The organism is Acinetobacter towneri (assembly GCF_017498585.1).
GTDB lineage: Bacteria > Pseudomonadota > Gammaproteobacteria > Pseudomonadales > Moraxellaceae > Acinetobacter > Acinetobacter towneri.
The window spans coordinates 2120561-2139583 of sequence record NZ_CP071766.1 but is presented as its reverse complement, the minus strand read 5'-3'; the positions used below and the strand labels follow the sequence as shown (position 1 = coordinate 2139583).

22 protein-coding genes are annotated in these 19023 nt (G+C 41.0%); 14 read left to right on the top strand and 8 right to left on the bottom strand.

The features are described from left to right. Positions 1-85: 85 nt before the first annotated feature. Positions 86-514 carry an arsenate reductase (glutaredoxin) gene (arsC, locus tag J4G44_RS10325; RefSeq protein WP_154320582.1) on the bottom strand — a complete coding sequence of 143 codons (429 nt, stop codon included), beginning with the start codon at positions 512-514 and terminating at the stop codon, positions 86-88. 98 nt (positions 515-612) lie between these two features. On the opposite strand from arsC, the gene J4G44_RS10320 reads away from it, so the two are divergent. From J4G44_RS10320 to arsH, 3 genes are all read left to right on the top strand, one after another. After that, positions 613-930: an ArsR/SmtB family transcription factor gene (locus J4G44_RS10320; RefSeq protein ID WP_136144348.1), complete on the top strand. Its 318-nt coding sequence runs from the start codon at positions 613-615 to the stop codon at positions 928-930. A 4-nt stretch (positions 931-934) separates the two neighbouring features. Next, positions 935-1993, top strand: a complete 1059-nt coding sequence (gene arsB, locus J4G44_RS10315; protein WP_207973604.1) for an ACR3 family arsenite efflux transporter — start codon at positions 935-937, stop codon at positions 1991-1993. Positions 1994-2065: 72 nt separating this feature from the next. Beyond that, complete coding sequence (gene arsH, locus J4G44_RS10310) at positions 2066-2767, top strand: arsenical resistance protein ArsH (RefSeq protein ID WP_178865848.1); 702 nt, start codon at positions 2066-2068, stop codon at positions 2765-2767. A 51-nt stretch (positions 2768-2818) separates the two neighbouring features. Here the strand turns inward: arsH and J4G44_RS10305 are convergent, their stop codons facing one another. Further along, on the bottom strand, positions 2819-3220 hold the full coding sequence (locus J4G44_RS10305) for a MerR family transcriptional regulator (RefSeq protein ID WP_136144351.1): 402 nt from the start codon (positions 3218-3220) through the stop codon (positions 2819-2821). A gap of 75 nt (positions 3221-3295) precedes the next feature. Here J4G44_RS10305 and J4G44_RS10300 point away from each other — a divergent pair, with 75 nt between their 5' ends. From J4G44_RS10300 to J4G44_RS10290, 3 genes are all read left to right on the top strand, one after another. After that, the gene (locus J4G44_RS10300) at positions 3296-3916 is read left to right on the top strand and encodes a cation efflux transmembrane domain-containing protein (RefSeq protein ID WP_178318927.1); all 621 of its coding nucleotides are present in this window, start codon (positions 3296-3298) and stop codon (positions 3914-3916) included. A 226-nt stretch (positions 3917-4142) separates the two neighbouring features. After that, complete coding sequence (locus J4G44_RS10295) at positions 4143-4397, top strand: hypothetical protein (RefSeq protein ID WP_004972946.1); 255 nt, start codon at positions 4143-4145, stop codon at positions 4395-4397. A 20-nt stretch (positions 4398-4417) separates the two neighbouring features. Then, a complete protein-coding gene (locus J4G44_RS10290; protein ID WP_004972947.1) occupies positions 4418-4603 on the top strand; it encodes a hypothetical protein in 186 nt (61 codons plus the stop codon). A gap of 59 nt (positions 4604-4662) precedes the next feature. Here J4G44_RS10290 and J4G44_RS10285 read toward each other — a convergent pair whose 3' ends face one another. Beyond that, positions 4663-5442: a ferredoxin--NADP reductase gene (locus J4G44_RS10285; RefSeq protein ID WP_004972950.1), complete on the bottom strand. Its 780-nt coding sequence runs from the start codon at positions 5440-5442 to the stop codon at positions 4663-4665. A gap of 120 nt (positions 5443-5562) precedes the next feature. Between J4G44_RS10285 and tsaA the strand changes: the two genes are divergently transcribed. Further along, complete coding sequence (tsaA, locus tag J4G44_RS10280; protein WP_207973603.1) at positions 5563-6300, top strand: tRNA (N6-threonylcarbamoyladenosine(37)-N6)-methyltransferase TrmO; 738 nt, start codon at positions 5563-5565, stop codon at positions 6298-6300. On the opposite strand, the gene J4G44_RS10275 is transcribed toward tsaA, so the two are convergent. Next, the gene (locus tag J4G44_RS10275) at positions 6297-7499 is read right to left on the bottom strand and encodes an MgtC/SapB family protein (protein ID WP_167846470.1); all 1203 of its coding nucleotides are present in this window, start codon (positions 7497-7499) and stop codon (positions 6297-6299) included. The two genes, tsaA and J4G44_RS10275, sit on opposite strands and share 4 nt — an antisense overlap. Before the next feature lie 248 nt (positions 7500-7747). On the opposite strand from J4G44_RS10275, the gene tfpB reads away from it, so the two are divergent. The 4 genes from tfpB to J4G44_RS10255 all read left to right on the top strand — a co-directional run bounded on the left by tfpB (position 7748) and on the right by J4G44_RS10255 (position 12146). Next, on the top strand, positions 7748-9505 hold the full coding sequence (gene tfpB / locus J4G44_RS10270; protein WP_004972956.1) for a type IV pilus assembly ATPase TfpB: 1758 nt from the start codon (positions 7748-7750) through the stop codon (positions 9503-9505). 111 nt (positions 9506-9616) lie between these two features. Then, complete coding sequence (locus J4G44_RS10265) at positions 9617-9973, top strand: NirD/YgiW/YdeI family stress tolerance protein (RefSeq protein WP_179988821.1); 357 nt, start codon at positions 9617-9619, stop codon at positions 9971-9973. Between the two features lie 143 nt (positions 9974-10116). Further along, positions 10117-10779, top strand: a complete 663-nt coding sequence (locus J4G44_RS10260; RefSeq protein WP_004972960.1) for a response regulator transcription factor — start codon at positions 10117-10119, stop codon at positions 10777-10779. Positions 10780-10796: 17 nt separating this feature from the next. Further along, the gene (locus J4G44_RS10255; protein ID WP_004972962.1) at positions 10797-12146 is read left to right on the top strand and encodes a sensor histidine kinase; all 1350 of its coding nucleotides are present in this window, start codon (positions 10797-10799) and stop codon (positions 12144-12146) included. Positions 12147-12257: 111 nt separating this feature from the next. Here J4G44_RS10255 and hemP read toward each other — a convergent pair whose 3' ends face one another. Then, complete coding sequence (gene hemP / locus J4G44_RS10250; RefSeq protein WP_004972965.1) at positions 12258-12428, bottom strand: hemin uptake protein HemP; 171 nt, start codon at positions 12426-12428, stop codon at positions 12258-12260. Positions 12429-12596: 168 nt separating this feature from the next. Here hemP and J4G44_RS10245 point away from each other — a divergent pair, with 168 nt between their 5' ends. Then, positions 12597-13496 carry a thiamine phosphate synthase gene (locus tag J4G44_RS10245; RefSeq protein WP_207973602.1) on the top strand — a complete coding sequence of 300 codons (900 nt, stop codon included), beginning with the start codon at positions 12597-12599 and terminating at the stop codon, positions 13494-13496. Between the two features lie 78 nt (positions 13497-13574). On the opposite strand, the gene J4G44_RS10240 is transcribed toward J4G44_RS10245, so the two are convergent. Continuing rightward, positions 13575-14093 (bottom strand): hypothetical protein, encoded by a 519-nt coding sequence (locus tag J4G44_RS10240; protein ID WP_096901888.1) that lies wholly within the window; start codon positions 14091-14093, stop codon positions 13575-13577. Positions 14094-14165: 72 nt separating this feature from the next. Next, complete coding sequence (mrcB, locus tag J4G44_RS10235) at positions 14166-16559, bottom strand: penicillin-binding protein 1B (protein ID WP_131261780.1); 2394 nt, start codon at positions 16557-16559, stop codon at positions 14166-14168. Between the two features lie 179 nt (positions 16560-16738). Here mrcB and J4G44_RS10230 point away from each other — a divergent pair, with 179 nt between their 5' ends. Together J4G44_RS10230 and J4G44_RS10225 are read left to right on the top strand one after the other, a co-directional pair. Beyond that, the gene (locus J4G44_RS10230) at positions 16739-17656 is read left to right on the top strand and encodes an NAD(+) kinase (protein WP_207973958.1); all 918 of its coding nucleotides are present in this window, start codon (positions 16739-16741) and stop codon (positions 17654-17656) included. After that, complete coding sequence (locus J4G44_RS10225) at positions 17656-17925, top strand: YeaC family protein (protein ID WP_004972971.1); 270 nt, start codon at positions 17656-17658, stop codon at positions 17923-17925. Before J4G44_RS10230 ends, J4G44_RS10225 begins: the two co-directional genes overlap by 1 nt. Before the next feature lie 84 nt (positions 17926-18009). On the opposite strand, the gene J4G44_RS10220 is transcribed toward J4G44_RS10225, so the two are convergent. Beyond that, on the bottom strand, positions 18010-19020 hold the full coding sequence (locus J4G44_RS10220; RefSeq protein WP_180060925.1) for a glycosyl transferase family protein: 1011 nt from the start codon (positions 19018-19020) through the stop codon (positions 18010-18012). Positions 19021-19023: the final 3 nt, after the last annotated feature.

Below are 19023 nucleotides of genomic sequence, written 5' to 3'. Positions count from 1 at the left end.
CTGAGCCATACAGAATCTAAGAGAAGGGACTTTCATACCAATTTGACTCATTGCCTATAATCAATTTCTGATGGATAAAAGCGTGTTAACGTACTCGTTGCCCATGTTCATCAATGACCACCTCACCATCTTCTTTGCTGAAGCTTTTTAGTTGTGGTTGAGTGAGCAAGTCTAAGACCAGTTCAGAAGGGCGGCACAATTTCACACCTAACTCGGTCACGACAAATGGACGATTAATTAAAATCGGATGCTCGACCATCAATGCAATTAATTCCGCATCGCTGTGTGAACTACCTTCAAGTTGCAACTGTTCGTATGGTTCTACATTTTTGCGGATTGCATCGCGCACGCTTAAACCTGCTTGTTGAATCATGCTAGTAAGTTCAGCTTGTGTAGGTGGGGTTTTTAAATATTCAATAATTTCAGGTTCTTGTCCTGTATTACGAATTAATTCTAAAGTATTGCGTGACGTTCCACAGGCAGGGTTATGAAAAATTTTGATGCTGTTGCTCATGTGTAGTGACCCGTTTTAGTCCGATAAAAATTCAATATTGCATTTATATATGGATATGCGTATATTCGCAATAGTTAATATTGAAGTGCAGATAAAAAATGAATCAAACTGATTTTTTTAAATGTTTGTCAGACCCAACCCGACTGGACATTCTGAAATTGGTGATGGCTCAACACAATATTTGTGTATGCGAATTGACAGAACAATTGCAGTTAAATCAACCGAAAATATCACGTCATTTGGCGTTGTTACGGAATTTATCTATTTTGCTAGATCAACGTCAGGGGCAGTGGGTGTATTACCGTTTGAACCCAGATTTACCCGAATGGGCGTTTGCTGTTTTAAATATTATCGCGCAGCAAGATGTCAGCCCGATGAAGCACATCAACCCTACAATTGCAACACATTGCGAGTAAGCACATGGCACAGTCCAAACTTTCTTTTTTAGATCGTAATCTGACCTTATGGATTTTTATTGCCATGGGGCTAGGTGTTGCGATTGGCGTGGTATTTCCTGCAGTATCGGCAAGCTTAGATCAAATGAGTGTGGGAACAGTCAATCTTCCCATTGCGATTGGTTTGATTTTGATGATGTATCCACCATTGGCAAAAGTCGATTACGCAGCTTTGCCAGAAGTGTTTAAAGACCGCCGAACCTTGTTGTTGTCTTTGGTACAAAACTGGTTGATTGCTCCGTGTTTGATGTTCGCTTTGGCGATTATTTTCTTGCAAAACTATCCTGAATATATGACAGGTTTGATTTTAATTGGTCTGGCACGCTGTATCGCGATGGTCTTGGTCTGGAACAACTTGGCTTGTGGTGATAACCAATACGTGGCTGCATTAGTTGCGTTTAACAGTATTTTTCAGATTGTATTCTTTAGTACTTATGCATGGCTGTTTCTGAGTTTCTTGCCGCCGTATTTTGGCGTGGCAGGACAAGTGATTGATGTTGGTTTTTGGACAATCACCCAAGCTGTTTTAATCTATTTGGGTATTCCTTTTTTGATGGGCTTTTTAACACGCTTGATTTTAGTGAAAAGCAAAGGCTTAGATTGGTATCAAACGTCTTTTTTACCCAAAATTAGCCCATTTAGTCTGTTGGCATTGCTATTTACCATTGTGGCGATGTTCGCACTAAAAGGCGCAGAAGTACTGAGCTTGCCGATGGATGTTTTACGCATTTCCATTCCATTGATTATTTACTTCGTTGCCATGTTCTTTATTAGCTTCTTTATGAGCAAATGGATGGGCAATGATTATCCACGGACGACCGCCATTTCCTTTACCGCAGCAGGGAATAATTTTGAATTAGCACTTGCTGTTGCCATTGCAATGTTTGGCTTGGCTTCTCCCGTTGCATTTACCACGATTATTGGCCCTTTGGTTGAAGTGCCTGTGTTGATTGCTTTGGTGAGTGTGTCTTTATGGCTGCGTAAAAAGTTTTATCAAAATGAGTCGATTGTCAGTTCAAAGTAATTTTCTTCATTTTGAGGTTTAAGATAAAAACATGGGCATGCGTTGCCCATTTTAGTTTTAAGAGTATGCAGCATGGTATTACCCAATATTGATTTAGATTTATTGCCTACACCAAGTTTTGAACAGGTGCAGGCAAAGCCGTTGAACCATCCGCCACGTATTTTATTGATGTACGGTTCAAACCGTGAGCGTTCTTATAGTCGTTTGGCGGTACAGGAAGCGGGCAGAATTTTGGAGCACTTTGGCGCTGAGGTAAAAATTTTCCATCCCAAAGGTTTGCCTTTACCTGAAGATGGCGATGCTTCACATCCCAAAGTTCAAGAGCTGCATGAATTGTTGGCGTGGGCAGAAGGTATGGTTTGGTGTAGCCCAGAACGTCATGGTTCGATGAGCTCAATTTTTAAAGCACAAATTGATTGGATTCCACTTGCTGCAGGTGCAATTCGTGCCACACAAGGTAAAACGCTTGCTTTAATGCAAGTGTGTGGCGGGTCGCAGTCATTTAACAGCGTCAATCAATTGCGTATTTTAGGACGTTGGATGCGGATGATCACCATTCCCAATCAGTCTTCTATTCCTAAAGCCTTTTTAGAGTTTGAGGAAGATGGCCGCATGAAAGCGTCTAGCTATTACGACCGTATTGTCGATGTGATGGAAGAGTTATATAAATTTACTTTGCTGACTCGCGGGCAAGCAGCATATTTGGTAGATCGTTATTCTGAACGTGTGGAAACTGCCGAGCAGTTGTCGCAACGTGTTAATCAGAAGTCTTGATAATTCAATTTTAGATAAGCAAAACCGCATGAGAAAAGGCTGAGAGAGTGATTATTCGGCTTCGAGCCGTTTTAAAATCTGACAATCATCAATAGTTGTTTGTGTGATGCAGGCTTGTCTAAGTTGCTGAAGTTGTAGCTGAAAATGCTGCAACTCGGCAATTTTATCTTCTACATGCCTTAAATGTTCATCAATCAATTCATTCACGGCGCAGCAGTTTTGCTTTGGCTGTTTTTCTAATTCAATCAAAGCTTCAATTTCTTTTAAGTTCATATCTAAAGCACGACAACGCTTAATAAAAATCAAACGCTTGAGTGCCTCATCATTGTAATAGCGATAATTATTTTCGGCACGAAAGCTTGGGGTGAGTAAGTGTTTCTTTTCATAAAAACGAATTGTATCTGTGCTGACTCCAACTTTTTTAGCTAATTCATGAATTAAATATTGTGCCATACTTGACCTTGGACTAAGTCTATAGTTTTAAATGAGCATAATCGAAACAGTTTCATTTTGAAAGAAGGTGTGTCTATGGCATGTACGTGTAGTCATGAACCTGCGCCAATCAAACCGAATAGTAAATTTAGAACCGCGTTATGGATTGCATTGGTGATCAATCTCAGCATGTTTTTTATCGAGTTGATAGGTGGTGCCTATGCCCATTCATCATCCCTATGGGCAGATTCACTGGATTTCTTTGGAGATGCTGTCAATTACGGGATTTCACTTGCGGTGTTAAGTGCAAGTTTGTATTGGCGTGCTACTGTGGCTTTGGTCAAAGGCATCACGATGGCCTTGTTTGGTGTGGTGGTGATGGGCAAGGTTATCTATGCCTATATACAGGGTATTCCACCTGAAGCCATAACCATGGGTATTATTGGGATCATCGCCTTATTAGCCAATGTGGTTACTGCATTGATTTTATATGCATTTCGAGATGGTGATTCGAATATGAAATCGGTGTGGTTATGTAGCCGTAATGATGCGATTGGTAATTTCGCAGTTATTTTGGCGGCAGTGGGTGTATTTGGTACGGGTAGTTTGATTCCAGATCTTGTGGTAGCCGTGATTATGGCGAGTTTGGGCTTAACAGCGGGGTATCATGTGATTCAGCAAGCTTTGGCTGAACGAAGAATAAATGTACCAGAATAAAGAATAAACGTAAAAAGCACTCCATCTGATTTGAGTGATTTAGATGGAGTGCTTTTAATTTTTTGTAGTCGCAATAATTTTAAAATTTGAAGTAAAAATAACGATAAGTTATTCCAAATTGCTATTTACAAAAAATAATATATAACTAAAATTAAAAATAAATTGATGTATTTAAAAATAATTTACACGATGAATAATATTTAATTTTTTTTAAATTGAGGGTTAAATGAAACTAATTAAATTATTTTCTATAGCAAGTCTGATTGCTTTGGCTGGCTGTAGTTCTAAAGTAGTGACTTATGATACTGCAGGGCAAGTGATTGGTTCATGTGTCGCTACACAGGGCTTTATTTTGGGGGCTAAAGCTGTGTGTTATGGTGGTGCCAACATACAAGGCATTAACTATTCTAAAGTAGATGAGCGCACGGGTTTATTGCCAACCATACCAAATAATTCGCAGATTTCACTGCAACAAGACTAATTTTTTAGAGGGGTAATACAATGAAAATTTCTAGTTTAATCGCATTAACAGCGGCTATTTTGATGACAGGTTGTGCTTCAAAAGTGACAACTTATGATTCGAGTGGTCGTATGATTGGTTCATGTCAGGCAGAGCGTGGGTTTGTAATTGGTGGTGGTGCACACTGTGAAGGACGTGCTAACCAAGAAGGTCGCAGTGTACGTTAATTGATGCTAATGACAAAAAACCGAGCTATTTAGCTCGGTTTTTTTAGATTCAACAGCTTTTATTTTTCAACGAAAGCACGTTCAATCACGTAATCGCCCAATTCACCCATACGTGGTGATTCTTTTAAACCATGTTGGTCAAGTAATGCTGCAACATCTTTTAAGAATGCAGGGCTACCACATAACATGGCACGGTCAGTTTCAGGGTTAAAACGTGGTAAACCAATTTTTTCAAAGATTTCACCCGATTCAATTGCCGTGGTCACACGTCCTTGGTTTGGATATTCTTCACGTGTAACGGTTGGGTAATATACCAGTTTTTCACGAATACCAAGTTCTTGGAAAAACTCGTGATTTGGTAATTCATTTAGAATTAAATCTTGATAAGCCAATTCAGAAATGAAACGTGTACCGTGAACCACAATCACTTTTTCAAAGCGTTCATAAGTTTCAGGGTCGCGGATGGTTGCCAAAAATGGAGCTAGACCTGTACCTGAAGAAAGTAAGTATAGGTTTTTACCAGGATTTAAATCATCCAGTACCAAAGTGCCTGTAGGTTTTTTAGAAACCAGCAATTCATCGCCCACTTTTACTTTTTGTAAAATAGACGTTAAAGGGCCATCAGGTACTTTAATTGAGAAGAATTCTAGCTCTTCTTCATAGTTAGCACTGGCAATCGAGTAAGCGCGCATTAAAGGCTTGCCATTTACTTCCAGACCAATCATCACAAATTGACCGTTTTTAAAACGTAGTGCGGTATCGCGAGTCGTTTTAAAACTGAATAAAGTGTCATTCCAGTGGTGTACGTGAGTAATCTTTTCGACGTTGAAAGCAGCCATTAAAGGTCTCAATAAATTATCAAATTAGAACAGCTTGCTATTCTAATCTAAAATCATTCTCTATAAACTGAATATATTTAATTGAGCTTATCAGAAAAAGTGATGAAGACTGATCTAAAAATGCCAATAATCGGATTTATGCACTCTCCCTACCGAGAAAAATTTGGTATTCCTCGTCAACCAAATCTGGTACAGGTCGAATCGTATATTGAAATGCAAGCGCCTTATAACGATGTGTTGGCATTTCAAGGGATCGAAGCGTTTAGTCACTTATGGTTAATCTGGCAATTTCACGACAATAAAAACCAAACCGATGCTCATCCAACCGTACAGAAACAGCAAAACCCCTGTTTTCGTGCACAAGTGCGTCCGCCACGTTTGGGTGGTAATCAAAAAATAGGTGTGTTTGCGACGCGCAGCATGTATCGACCTGCACCCATTGGTTTATCTGTAGTGCAATTTAAACAGGTCAAAAAAGTGGGTAAGTCACTGCGAGTTTATGTGACAGGAGCAGATTTGTTGCATGGCACGCCTATTTTGGATATTAAACCTTATATTCAATATTCAGATGCTGTGCCTGATGCACAAAGTGGTTATGCGCAAGATGAACCCATAAGAAAAACAGTGCTATGGATGGACACAGCCGAAGCGCAAAAAAATCAGTTGCTCGAATCTGGCGTATTACAGCCACAGATTGCGCAGGAATTGGAACAGGTCTTGTCTTTAGATCCACGACCTGCATATCAGGATGATGCTGAACGAATTTACACCATGAATTTTGCAGATTTTGATGTCAGTTTCCGTGTCGATCAGCACGCAGTACACATCCTAAAAATTGTTTTAATCGCTGTCGATTAAACCATCATATATAAAATAGCCACCAACGCCAGCATGTGCAAAATTTGGGTAGGTGCGAAATAAAGTGCAAAACGTAAGCCGCCAATGAGTGCGGCATTGATACATTTAGAAATTGCATGAGCAACAAGACCTAAAATTAAGGCGTACAGCAACATTTGCTGACTGGGTGGACCTTGCATCACCACGGTTGCAATTGCGGCATGCACCTCAAATAAAGAGGCGAGTAAGGTACCAATGATTAAGCCTGCGTCGCCAAGCATTTGCTCTAAGCCGTAGACCATGGCTTGAATTGCGGTTAAGGTCGCCACAATAATAGCGGCTTCTTTAAGGCTAAACATACGGGTGTCGGCTTCAGGTTTTGCTGTTGTCGTATTTTTATGCTTTTTAAGCAAGCATACGCCGACCAAAATTAAAATGCCAATGCCTGCCAGACTGGGCATAATTAACAGCTTAAACCACGCCAGATTGACACCCGCCACAATAATCAACATTTGCGCTAAAGTTGCCACGCAAGACATCAGCGCTGCACCTGCATTGGCACGTGCGTCGCCACGACCTGCGCGTACTTCCATGCCTAAACTGGCAATGGTTGCGGTGCTTGATACAAAACCTGAAGCAATTGCAGATAATATGAGGGCGTTGCTGCTTGAGAGTAAACGCTTGGCGATATGCGCCAAAGCCTGCACACTTAGAATTAAAATCAATAATTTTAAAATCACATAAGGATTAAGCACATTGCCCCATAGTGCAGTATTAGGCGTCAGTGGCAAGGCAATTAACACCAAAGCCAGTAAAAACAAGCCATCACGTAGTTCAGCTTCGGTAATCCACTGACTGACAATGCCATGCATGGTGTGCTTGGTCATGAGTAAACCTGTCAAAATAACCGATAAACCTGCTGCCAATGGAATATTCCATAAACACAATGCACCAATAAAATAGGTCATCACGAAGGCAAGTTCGGTGGTAGCGCCGGGGTCATCTTCCGTTTGATTTTTGAGGGAATATAAGCCAATTCCCCCAACAATCAACGCACCCACAATGGCAATGCTCGTGCCCAATAAGAAGCAAATGGCACCTAATAATGCGCAAATTCCAAAGGTACGTACGCCTGCAAAACGGTGATGTTGTCCATTTTTTTTACTGCGTTCACGCTCTAATCCAATCAGTAAGCCACAGCCAAGTGCTGCTGCAAACATGGTGAGCAGTTCGGGAAAATTGGTTGTAACCAAAGATGGAGGAGTCAGAAAATCCACAGCAACATTCCAAATACAAGGTGTTATTTTAAACATCATATATTTGAATTGTGTTTATCGCCATTTATGAATCTATTTTCACTCTAAAATTATGGCTTAATCGAACCATACAAGATTACTGTATTAAAGAAGTCATTCAGCCCTGAAAGCAAACTCTGCTATAGTAAACCCAGATTTTGGGGCATATAACAATGAATTTTAATTTTGAAATAGACAGTACTTGGTGCTTAGAACAATTAGTCAAAGATGGTAAAATTACCGAACGTGATCAGGCTTTGGTACAAACCACGCATCGTCAACGTGATCAATTAAAATGGCATCCGTTACAATGGATTGCCAACTTTAATTTGGTCGATCAAAGTCATCCCCAAACCACTTTAACTTTAAACCGTTTATGCCAATGGCTGGCTGATAAATCAGGCTTGCCATTCTATATTATTGATCCGTTAAAAGCCGATGTTGCTGCTTTAACAGCTGTGATGTCGCAGGAATTTGCACTGCGTAACCGTATTTTAGCGGTGGAAGTGACTGCAGATGCGGTGTTAATTGCGACAGATCAACCTTATAAAAAAGAATGGGTTGCCAACTTAGAACATAGTTTATTGCCCAAAAAAATTCAGCGAGTTTTACTCAGCCCAGATCAATTACAGCGTTATTTGATCGAATATTACCAAGTGAGTCGCGCAGTACACTCATCACAAAAATCTTCTGCACATGACCGTGAAAATAAAGGGGTCGAGGCTTTATTGCAATTGGGCGATACCCAAAACCCAGATGCCAATGATCAACATATTGTGAAGTTGGTGGATTGGGTGCTGCAATTTGCCTTTGAACAAGGCGCAAGTGATATTCACCTCGAACCACGTAAAGACACAGGCAAAGTACGTTTTCGTATTGATGGCGTGTTGCACACCATCTATAACATGCCTGCCAATACGCTTACCGCAGTCATCTCACGGATTAAAATTTTAGGGCGTATGAATGTAGCCGAAAAACGTAAACCGCAAGATGGACGTTTAAAAACCCGAACTCCAAAAGGACAAGAAACTGAACTGCGTTTATCGACCTTACCAACGGCGTTTGGCGAAAAACTGGTGATGCGTATTTTTGACCCAGAAGTATTGGTACGCAGTTTTCAGCAATTGGGTTTTGATAGTCGTTTGTTGAATGAATGGCATGCCCTGACTGCACATAGTCACGGCATTATTTTGGTTACAGGCCCTACAGGTTCGGGTAAAACCACCACGCTGTATTCATCGCTAAAGCAATTGGCTACCGATGAAGTCAATGTCTGCACCATTGAAGACCCGATTGAAATGTTAGAACCGAGTTTTAACCAAATGCAGGTGAATACTGCAATTGATTTAGGTTTTGCCGATGGTGTGCGTGCCTTAATGCGTCAAGACCCTGACATTATTATGGTCGGAGAAATTCGAGATCAGGATACCGCAAATATGGCGATTCAAGCGGCACTGACGGGGCATTTAGTTTTATCGACACTGCATACTAATGATGCGCCGTCAAGTTTGACTCGTTTGCATGATTTGGGCGTGCAGCCATTTTTGACTGCTGCCACAATTTTAGGCGTTTTGGCACAGCGTTTGGTGCGTAAGCTATGTCCGCATTGTAAGCAGGAAGGCTCAATAAATGAAAAAGACTGGGAACATTTGACCTTTGACTACATTATGGAAATGCCTGCACAAGTGTTTAAACCTGTCGGATGCGATGAATGTCGTCAAACGGGCTATAAAGGTCGGGTCGGAATTTATGAGTTTATGCCTTTAAGTTTAGACACCAAACAGCTCATCAGTGCCAATGCCAATTTAAATGAATTACGTCAGCAAGCTAAAAAAGAGGGCATTGAACCGTTGCGTATTGCAGGCGCACGCAAAGTTTTAGAAGGCATGACCACTTTAGAGGAAGTGTTGCGAGTCGTGCCATTAAATTAGCAGATTCAAACTTTTTACGATGAATTTTAAAAAATGGAAATCTTAAGATTCAGCTCATCTTGCTTTGTTTTAATCACCATAACGAAATGAGCAACACAAAAAGGTGAAGCAATGAAATTTACAATGAAAGCAATGTTGATGGCAGGTTTAATGGCAATGGCTTCAATCACCATGGCAAACGACAGCATTAACACCCAAGCACTACATCAAAATGTAACTGTAAAACAAGCTTTAAGCCTGAAAGATGACAGCAAAGTGCAGTTAAAAGGTTATGTGGTGAAATCTATTGGTGATGAAAAATATCAGTTCCGTGATAACACAGGCACTATTACGGTCGATATTGATGATGACTTATGGAATGGCAAAGCAGTTTCTGCCAAAACGCCTGTTACCTTAATTGGTGAAGTGGATATTGATCACAAGCCTACAAAACGTATTGAAATAGATGTGGATCAAGTTCGTTTCTAAATCTACGCTGTGTAAAACAGCATTAGTTGCTACACAAAACTGATTTCACTCAAAAACCACATACGCTGTAAGGTGTATGTGGTTTTATCATGTAAAGTATTTTGAAATCATAAAATTTTGAAGCATAAATAACAGAGGAAGATATGCGCTTACTCTTGGCTGAAGACGATGTATCGCAAGCAGAAAGTATAAAAACTTGGCTGGAAATGGATGGTTATAATGTCGATTGGGTTGAACGTGGTGATCATGCCATTTTAGCGATTCAGCAGCATCATTATGATTGTGTGTTGTTAGACCGTGGGTTGCCTAAAAATAGCGGTGATGAAATTCTGCACGCTTTACGACAGCAGCAACAGGACACACCTGTTATTTTTATTACTGCGCGCGATAGTATTCAAGATCGGGTACAGGGACTTGATTTAGGTGCCAATGATTATTTGGTCAAACCGTTTAGCCTTGAAGAACTATCGGCGCGGGTACGCAGTCAGTTACGCAGTGCGCAAAGTCATCCGACACAGCAGCTTGAATTTGCCAACTTGGTTTTAGATACGCAAAGCAAACAAGTGAAAGTGGATGATCAACAGGTCAATTTAACGGCCAAGGAATTCCAGATTTTACATAAACTGATGCAAAACCCGCAGCATGTGGTGACTCGTGAACAGCTCGAAGAGTCTTTATATGCATGGGGCGATGAAATTGAAAGTAATGCGATTGAAGTATTTATTTATCAATTACGCAAAAAAATTGGCAGTAGCCGCATTAAAACCATCCGAGGTTTAGGCTATCGTATGCAGCAAGATAACTAATTCAGTTTGATCTCCGCATGTCTAAACAGGTCATTTCTTTACAGTCCAAACTGGTTAAAAGCTCCGTTTTAAGTTCGGTCTTGGCGGGTGGACTCGCCCTGATTTTATTATTGGCGGTTGCCAGTTATCAGACCATGCGCGTGCATGATGACATTATGGATGAAATAGCCGATATGTTGCTGCGAGCAGACTTGCGTGACCATGCAGGCAATCAGGTCGATGAGTTGAGTGAGCAATTTCATATTGCCTATCAATTGGGATTAGATGATCTGATTTTGACTACCTCTGAAGATGAACATGACATTTCTCAGCTTCACTTGTCTCAGCTTGCCGTGGTATCTGAGCATGGTTTTTCATTTCACTGGCAAGATGGACAAATTTGGCGCAGCTATGTGGCAGAGGAAGATGGCTTGCATGTGATTGTCGCGCAGCCGCTTAAATATCGCTTCAAGGAAATTGCTGCAACCAGTTTAGGTTATGCCGCTATTTTATTGCTGTTGTGGTTGCTGCAATGGGCCATTGTGCATTTTATGATTGGTCGTCAATTTAAGCGGATTCAGCAACTCTCCCAACAAATTGCAGAAAAAAATCAACATGATTTGACGCCAATTATCCCCACACAACCTGAATTGAAAGAACTGCAACCCATGCTGCAGCAATTGAATAAATTGTTGGGGCGAGTAGAGCAGTCTTTAATTGCAGAACAGCGATTTACAGCAGATGCTTCGCATGAATTACGCTCTCCTTTATCTGCCATTCAATTGCGTTTGCAGGTGCTAAAACGTAAATACCAACAACAACCTGAGTTGGCACAAGATTTAGAGCAAATTCAGCGTGATGTCAGTCGTGGTACACAAGTATTGGAAAATTTGCTGTTATTGGCACGTTTAGACCCGACAGATGCGGCATCGTTAAATAAAAGTGCGGTATCTATAGCAGACTTGGTGCAGGAAGTTTTACAAAGTCTGACGCCGTTTATTCAGGAAAAAGCCATTCAGATTCAGTCAGATATTCAACCGATACAAGTGCAAGGCAATCCTGAATTGCTATTTAGCTGCCTGCGCAACTTGATTGACAACGCAGTGCGTTATGCAGCACCTCAAGGACGTATTTGGATTGAAGCGAAACCGCATGAATTGATGCAGGAAATTTGCATCGCCGACAATGGTCATGCAGTGACTGATGACGTTTTGGCACGTTTGGGCGAACGCTTTTACCGTGCTTTAGGCAGTAAAACTCAAGGTTCTGGTTTAGGACTGTCGATTTGTAAGAAAATTATAGAGTTGCATGCAGGAAAAATTGAATTTTCACGTGCTGAACAAGGTGGTTTAAAAGTGCGTATTTTGTTGCCTAAAGCCCAGTTGTAAATATGATTGGTTTTAGGAAGCAAGTTAAAATTAAACAAGTCAGAACTTAAAAGCAGTATGCGCTGATTCATACTGCTGTTTCCACGTTTATTATTGTGTTGATTATTTTAATTATTTTGTGAGAATAAGACGATTGTTACGGGTTAAGCGTAAACGATATTCTTCGCCTGCATGCAAAATACGAATTTCGCGTCCTAGCGCGAACAAGTTATTTGAATGTAACATAGGTAGGGCATGCTGAGTGTCTGAATGACGTGAAAATAAGTTAAATGGGGCGTTCATTTTGAGTTACTCCGTGGTGTGTAAGAATAGTTTTAAATGATAATGATAATGATAATGATAATGATAATGATAATCATTATCATGTAAACCTGTCAACGGATTATTTTTAATTTTATAAAAGTCTACAATTTGCAGTAAAACGTACATTGCAAAAAAGGAATCGGGTTCATGTCCAAGCCAAATATTCATGTGGCAATTGCGCTGTTATTTCATCAAAACAAAGTGTTGGTGGGTTGGCGCGAAGCCAAACAACATCAGGGCAATAAACACGAATTTCCAGGTGGGAAAGTGGAAGCAGGCGAAACTCCTGTAGATGCTTGCCGCCGTGAAGTGTTTGAAGAAGTTGGTATTGGCATACAGCATTGGCATGCCTTTGATATTATTTGCCATGAATATGATGATGTGATTGTCAATCTGCATATTTTTCAGGCTGCTGTACCCGCAGCTTTATTAAAAGATATTCAAGTGCCTTGGACATGGTTTAGCCGTCCGCAACTTTTAGAGCTGAATTTTCCACAAGCCAATCGTGCAATTGTGCAACGACTAGTGTGGCAACAGGCAATTAAAGTCAGTGAAGATTTAAAACATTTAGCAAATTTGCCTAAGCAAAAACTGCTGTATTGGCGGGTTGAACCCAATGCTGCATGCAAGGTCGAATTGTCAGAATATTGCATTGAGCAACTGGGGCAAGTGATTGTCAATTTGGAATTGTGGAAGCAATTAAATACGATTCAGCAACACGCCATTGCAGCAATTCATTTAAAACAATCGCAACTGATGCAATTACAAAAGGGCGATTTAAAAGTTGGGCAGCGTTATATTGCAGCATGTCATGACATTGTTTCGGCACAACATGCACAGCAAATTGGTTGTGAAGCAATTTTACTCAGTCCTGTTTTAGTAACCACCACGCATCATGATGCCACACCTTTAGGATGGGAAAAATTCCAGCAGATCGCTGAATTTGTCGATATTCCTGTTTTTGCTTTGGGTGGCTTAACTCAAGATGATTTAACTACCGCAGAGCAGCATCATGCCTATGGCATTGCAGGTGTACGTTTTATTTGATTTTTTCTAGTTTGCGCAAATAAAAAAATCGCTGATGTAATCACACTCAGCGATTTTTAGTTTATTAAATTATCGTCCTTACAAATCTTTCAAAGCTTGTTGGGCTTGCGCAAGGCTTTTGGCATTATTTTGTTGCTGTGCTGCTTTTTGAATGACTAGCCATAATTGACGTTTCATGGCATCGCTTTGTGCATAGCTTAAACCACGACGTGCCAAGGCTTCTGCATTAGCGGGTTGCTTCTTTTGGTTGGCAATTAAAGCCAAATATAAATAGGTTTCAGCCGCTTGCGGGGCAAGTCGCTGCGCTTGCAAAGCTGCTGTTTCGGCCTGATTGAATTGACCTTGTTTATAAGCGGTCTGGGTTTGCTGCATCAACTTTTGAAAAGCAGGCAAACTACGACCATCCTCTAATTTTTGTTGCACGGTTTGTTGTGGCACCACCACTTGCAACGATTGACGCTTAATTTCTTCACGTTCATAAGGACGAATCACCACACCTTCTGGTGTCGTCACAGTTTTAGGTTTTTCAGGCACAGGCTGAGGAGCAGGCGGTTCAGGTAAACTCTGGCAAGCTACAATCGTTGCCATCGCACCCATAGCGAATGTGGTGAAAAAAACTTGTCTTAAACGTGATAATTTCATAAGCGTAACTGACCGATATCCTCAAGTTTAATTGATATAACTGCCACTTGAGATGACACGACCATCGGTATTGTCATCTGTTACGGGTTCAGTTTCACGGATATAATTTTCGATACTGTCACTGGTTTCAGGAGCTGTTTGCTGAGTTTCAGTATCGGGTTGGTAAACGGGTTCAACTTGATAGTGTGAAAAACCACATGCGGTTGCCTGACGCGGTACATTATTACGATTCACTGGAATATACATCGCACCTTCACAGCCTTGTGCAGATAAATGCCCAGAACTGCGGTCAATCCAATGCCATTGAATTTGTTCGGTCTGACGTAAGTTGACAGGTTTTTGACGCAATTGCTGCATCACATTACTCCAGACAGGCAAAGCACCAGACGAGCCTGTTAAGCCTGTGACTTTGTTATCATCCAAACCAAGCCATACAACGGCTAAATAATTGCCTGAATAGCCCGCAAACCATGAATCACGAGTATCATTGGTTGTACCTGATTTACCTGCCAATTTTAAATCTGTCGATAAGCTATTGTAAGCTGAACGACCTGTACCAGAACTCATCACTTGCTGTAAGCCATAATTCAAAATATAGGCGGCAGAAGGATCAATGGTTTGTTGTACGGTTAAACCATAACGATCCAGTAAACGTCCATTGGCATCGACTACGGTGCGAATCGCTTTGGTCGGATATTTAAAACCACCTGTGGCAAAGTTACCGTAAATGTCCATCACTTGCATTGGTGATAAATCTACCGCACCCAAGAAAATAGATGGATATTGCGGAATCGCATCACTTGGTACACCAAATTTAATGAGGTGATTACGGAAGGTGGATAGTCCAAACTCCTGACCCAAACGAACTGCAGACAGGTTATAAGACTGCGATAAGGCTTGTGACATAGACACAATCCCATGGTCGCTGCCACTGTAATTACGTGGTGTCCAAGATTTACCATCAATTGGGATGCTGATCTGACTGTCTTCTACAGGACTTGCCCAATTATAACGACCAGACTCAATTGCACTTAAATAAATAATCGGTTTGAGCAGTGAGCCAACTTGACGTTTGGCGTCCAAGGCACGGTTAAAACCCGTAAAATCTTGCGTAGAACCTACCGCTGCCACTAACTCGCCATTTTCAGGATGAGAAATCAGCACCGCGCCTTGTAAATCTTTTAAACGCTTTGGATTGGCTTTACTTAAACGCTCAACCGATGCTTTAAAAGCATTTTGTACGTTGGTTTGTGCAATCGGATCAAGCGTCGTGAAGATACGCAAACCCTGATTGGTCAAATCTCCTTCTTGATATTCAGTACGTAATTGACGGCGGACAATATCTAAAAAGTCAGGGAAACGGGCAGGGCCAATGGTCGGTTTTGTAATGACATTTAAGGGACGCGCAGTTTCTTTTTCATATTGTTCTTGGTTTAAATAACCCATCACCAACATATTGTTTAGCACAATGTCACGGCGCTTTTTGGCAGCTTCTGGGTTACGCCAAGGATTATATAATGATGGGCCTTGTACCAAACCCACCAAAAAGGCTTGCTGTGAAATGTTTAGCTCACGCAACGGCATACCAAAATAAAACTGTGAAGCCAGACCATAACCATTAATAGAATAGTTACCGTTTTGACCTAAATTCACTTCATTTAAATAGGCTTCTAAAATTTCATCTTTGCTGTAATGCAACTCAATCAGCATAGCCATGAGTGCTTCATTGGCCTTACGTTTTAAAGTGCGCTCAGGACTTAAATAAAAGTTTTTCACCAATTGCTGTGTAAGGGTAGAACCGCCCTGACGTTTGCCACCCGTGACGTTGCTGACAATAGCACGCGCAGTACCACGAATTGAAACGCCGTGGTGTTGATAGAAATTACGATCTTCAGTGGCAATAAGGGCTTCAATCAGCGGTTTAGGTACTTTATTCAGTTTAATCAGCACACGATCTTCATTGTGCTGTGGATAAATTCCGCCAATCAACATCGGTTCTAAACGTGCAATACCTGTATTAGATGGTTTGGTGGCGCTCACTTCACTAATTTGATTGTTGGCAAAACTGACTTTTAAAACCTGTTCAGGTTCGACACTGTCTCCAAAGTCAAAACCACGGGTATGCACAAATAAAGTATTACCATCGCTGACATAACTGCCTGATTTAGCATAATTATCTGTATTTTTATAGCCAAGCAGTTTCAGTTCTTGAGTAAAGTCGGTCTGGCTGACAGGTGCATTGCTATACACTTCTAACGGGCGTGCAAAAACCTTGGCTGGAATATCCCAACGCTGTCCTTCAAATTTGTCTCTGACAATATTATCCAGACGAATCAAGTAGATACTAAATGCAATAAATCCACCAATAACGATGATGCAAAATAGTAATGCAATTATGCCTATGCCACGCTCAGACTTCATAAATCGCGATAAGATCCTGATAAATTTTGCTAATCATGCGAAGCTTTTACTGAATTTGCAATAATTAATCTGTGACTGAAGGGAAAATATCGTCATAAAATTGAGCAGAAATGTAGTTTTAAAGTTTTTTTAAATCAACTAGGTTAGTGCTATGATAGGCGTCGAATCGTAGCGGAGCGATATCGCAGGTGCAAATTTCACATAAGAACTTTCGGAACATTGGACTGATTGGCCGTCCAGACAAATATTCTGTCGTAGAAACATTATGTCTGATTCACGACCATATTTTAGGATTGGGTTTGCATCCCGTTTTTGATTCTGACACTGCTCAACTTGTACCTTATAACAACACCCAAACAGTCAGCCGTGCTTTATTAGGCGAAGTGGTCGATTTGGTGATTGTGGTGGGGGGGGATGGTTCATTGCTGCACGCAGCGCGCGCTTTGGTTAAATACAATACCCCTGTAATTGGTGTGAACCGTGGGCGTTTAGGCTTTTTAACCGATATTAAACCGACAGAAGTAATCTTTAAACTCGATCAGGTTTTGCAAGGACATTTTCAGTCAGACCGTCGTTTTTTATTGGAAATGGAAGTGCGCTCTAAAGGTGAAATCATTTATGAAGCGATTGCCTTAAATGATGTGGTGCTACATTCGGGTAAGTCGGTTCACATGATTGACTTTGAACTGAATATTGATGGGCAATATGTCTATCGTCAGCACAGTGATGGTTTAATCGTTTCGACCCCAACAGGTTCAACGGCTTATGCTTTGTCGGGTGGTGGCCCAATTGTACATCCGAGCATGGATGCAATTGCATTGGTGCCTATGCATCCACATACCTTGTCTTCACGCCCAATTGTGGTGGGTGGACACAGCGAAATTAAAATCAATATTCGTGAAAACCGTGTGTTGCCGATGGTTAGTGCTGACGGTCAACATAGTGTTTCATTAAATGTCGGAGATAGTTTGCATATCCGCAAACATCCTTATAAATTAAATTTATTACATCCACCAGGTTATGACTTCTATATGGCTTGTCGAACCAAGTTAGGGTGGAATCAAGATTTTGAATCAATGCAACAGCAGGATGAATGATGAATATTGAACAAATGCTTGCCGTACTCGATCCTGAAATTGTTGGACGTTTAAAAACGGCAATTGAAATTGGCAAGTGGCCTAATGGTGTTGCGCTGACCCAAGAGCAACGTCAAATTTGTATGCAAGCAGTGTATGCGTGGGAAATGAAAAACCTGCCTGAAACTGAGCGTAGTGGCTATATTGACCGTGGCACTAAAGAAGAAGGCGAGCAGTGTGATGACGATCATCACAAGCATGAAGAATTTAAACCGATTCGTTTTGTTTAAATGATGTAAGAAAGCTTTCAGAAAAATTGAAAGATAAAAAAGACACCTGAGATGGGTGTCTTTTTTTGTATTTTCAATGACGTTTTAGTTGTGACGATTTTGCCAAAGCTGCTGTGCGTTTTGCATCGCTACAGCATAATCATCACAAACGCCCATGGTATATAAAGCGATACCTATGGTTTCGGTAATGGCGACTTCACCATACTCATGAGTTTGCTGATCTAGCCAGACGGCTTTAAATACTGCCAAATCCAGTTCTTCTTCTATAGGGCTGCGGTTATCGGTCAGTTTAGGCAGTTCGTGTTCATATAAAGCGCCATTTTTGATGCCACAAATTAAAGTTTTGGCATCGGGGTTGCGTTCAAACTCGCCACCTTCGCCTTTAATCACTGCACTGTTTTGATAACCCAGCTGAAATGCGGCTTGTTGATGTGAACTGCGATAGGCAGGGTGAAAAATCGCCTGCATGGTGGCTTTGGCATTAAAAGGATTGATTAAACGGGCAAGGGTATGAATAGGAGAACGTAAACCCATCACATTGCGTAAATTAATCAACTCACTCAAAATCGGTGAAATAACATCTAAAGGTAAATAAGCAAAATTACGCTGCGCTAATTGTTGCTCAACGTCTAGGTCATTTTGGCAAATTGGATAATCTAAATATTGCAGTGCTTGTTCGGTATATAAACGGTTGATGGTATGCCCAGAAGCACCATGCATCACCACTTTATAGCCATGTTTTGCTAAAGTCAGCGCTGCCAATAAAAACCACGGATAATGTCTGCGTTTACCTGCATAAGATGACCAGTCTAAATCGACCTGAAGCGGTTTAAATTGCAGTTGATCACGGGTAGCTTGTACAAAACCTGCCAACTCCTCTACAGATTCTTCCTTCACACGCAGCAACATTAAAAAAGCACCCAATTGCACATCCAACACTTCATTGCGCAAAATCATAGAAAAAGCTTGATAGGCCTCGTCATAGGTCAGTGAACGTGCGCCTGTTTTGCCTTTGCCAATAATTCGAATAAATTGTGCGAATGGATGTTCTGCATCTTTATAAATATTTCTTTTATTGGGGTTTGTATTTGGCATAAG

Excerpts from the sequence above, each read along its gene's own strand:
- arsC (WP_154320582.1), bottom strand. The coding sequence starts at position 514 with ATGAGCAACAGCATCAAAATTTTTCATAACCCTGCCTGTGGAACGTCA.
- J4G44_RS10320 (WP_136144348.1), top strand. The coding sequence starts at position 613 with ATGAATCAAACTGATTTTTTTAAATGTTTGTCAGACCCAACCCGACTG.
- arsB (WP_207973604.1), top strand. The coding sequence starts at position 935 with ATGGCACAGTCCAAACTTTCTTTTTTAGATCGTAATCTGACCTTATGG.
- arsH (WP_178865848.1), top strand. The coding sequence starts at position 2,066 with ATGGTATTACCCAATATTGATTTAGATTTATTGCCTACACCAAGTTTT.
- J4G44_RS10305 (WP_136144351.1), bottom strand. The coding sequence starts at position 3,220 with ATGGCACAATATTTAATTCATGAATTAGCTAAAAAAGTTGGAGTCAGC.
- J4G44_RS10300 (WP_178318927.1), top strand. The coding sequence starts at position 3,296 with ATGGCATGTACGTGTAGTCATGAACCTGCGCCAATCAAACCGAATAGT.
- J4G44_RS10295 (WP_004972946.1), top strand. The coding sequence starts at position 4,143 with ATGAAACTAATTAAATTATTTTCTATAGCAAGTCTGATTGCTTTGGCT.
- J4G44_RS10290 (WP_004972947.1), top strand. The coding sequence starts at position 4,418 with ATGAAAATTTCTAGTTTAATCGCATTAACAGCGGCTATTTTGATGACA.
- J4G44_RS10285 (WP_004972950.1), bottom strand. The coding sequence starts at position 5,442 with ATGGCTGCTTTCAACGTCGAAAAGATTACTCACGTACACCACTGGAAT.
- tsaA (WP_207973603.1), top strand. The coding sequence starts at position 5,563 with ATGCCAATAATCGGATTTATGCACTCTCCCTACCGAGAAAAATTTGGT.
- J4G44_RS10275 (WP_167846470.1), bottom strand. The coding sequence starts at position 7,499 with ATGTTTGCAGCAGCACTTGGCTGTGGCTTACTGATTGGATTAGAGCGT.
- tfpB (WP_004972956.1), top strand. The coding sequence starts at position 7,748 with ATGAATTTTAATTTTGAAATAGACAGTACTTGGTGCTTAGAACAATTA.
- J4G44_RS10265 (WP_179988821.1), top strand. The coding sequence starts at position 9,617 with ATGAAATTTACAATGAAAGCAATGTTGATGGCAGGTTTAATGGCAATG.
- J4G44_RS10260 (WP_004972960.1), top strand. The coding sequence starts at position 10,117 with ATGCGCTTACTCTTGGCTGAAGACGATGTATCGCAAGCAGAAAGTATA.
- J4G44_RS10255 (WP_004972962.1), top strand. The coding sequence starts at position 10,797 with ATGTCTAAACAGGTCATTTCTTTACAGTCCAAACTGGTTAAAAGCTCC.
- hemP (WP_004972965.1), bottom strand. The coding sequence starts at position 12,428 with ATGAACGCCCCATTTAACTTATTTTCACGTCATTCAGACACTCAGCAT.
- J4G44_RS10245 (WP_207973602.1), top strand. The coding sequence starts at position 12,597 with ATGTCCAAGCCAAATATTCATGTGGCAATTGCGCTGTTATTTCATCAA.
- J4G44_RS10240 (WP_096901888.1), bottom strand. The coding sequence starts at position 14,093 with ATGGGTGCGATGGCAACGATTGTAGCTTGCCAGAGTTTACCTGAACCG.
- mrcB (WP_131261780.1), bottom strand. The coding sequence starts at position 16,559 with ATGAAGTCTGAGCGTGGCATAGGCATAATTGCATTACTATTTTGCATC.
- J4G44_RS10225 (WP_004972971.1), top strand. The coding sequence starts at position 17,656 with ATGAATATTGAACAAATGCTTGCCGTACTCGATCCTGAAATTGTTGGA.
- J4G44_RS10220 (WP_180060925.1), bottom strand. The coding sequence starts at position 19,020 with ATGCCAAATACAAACCCCAATAAAAGAAATATTTATAAAGATGCAGAA.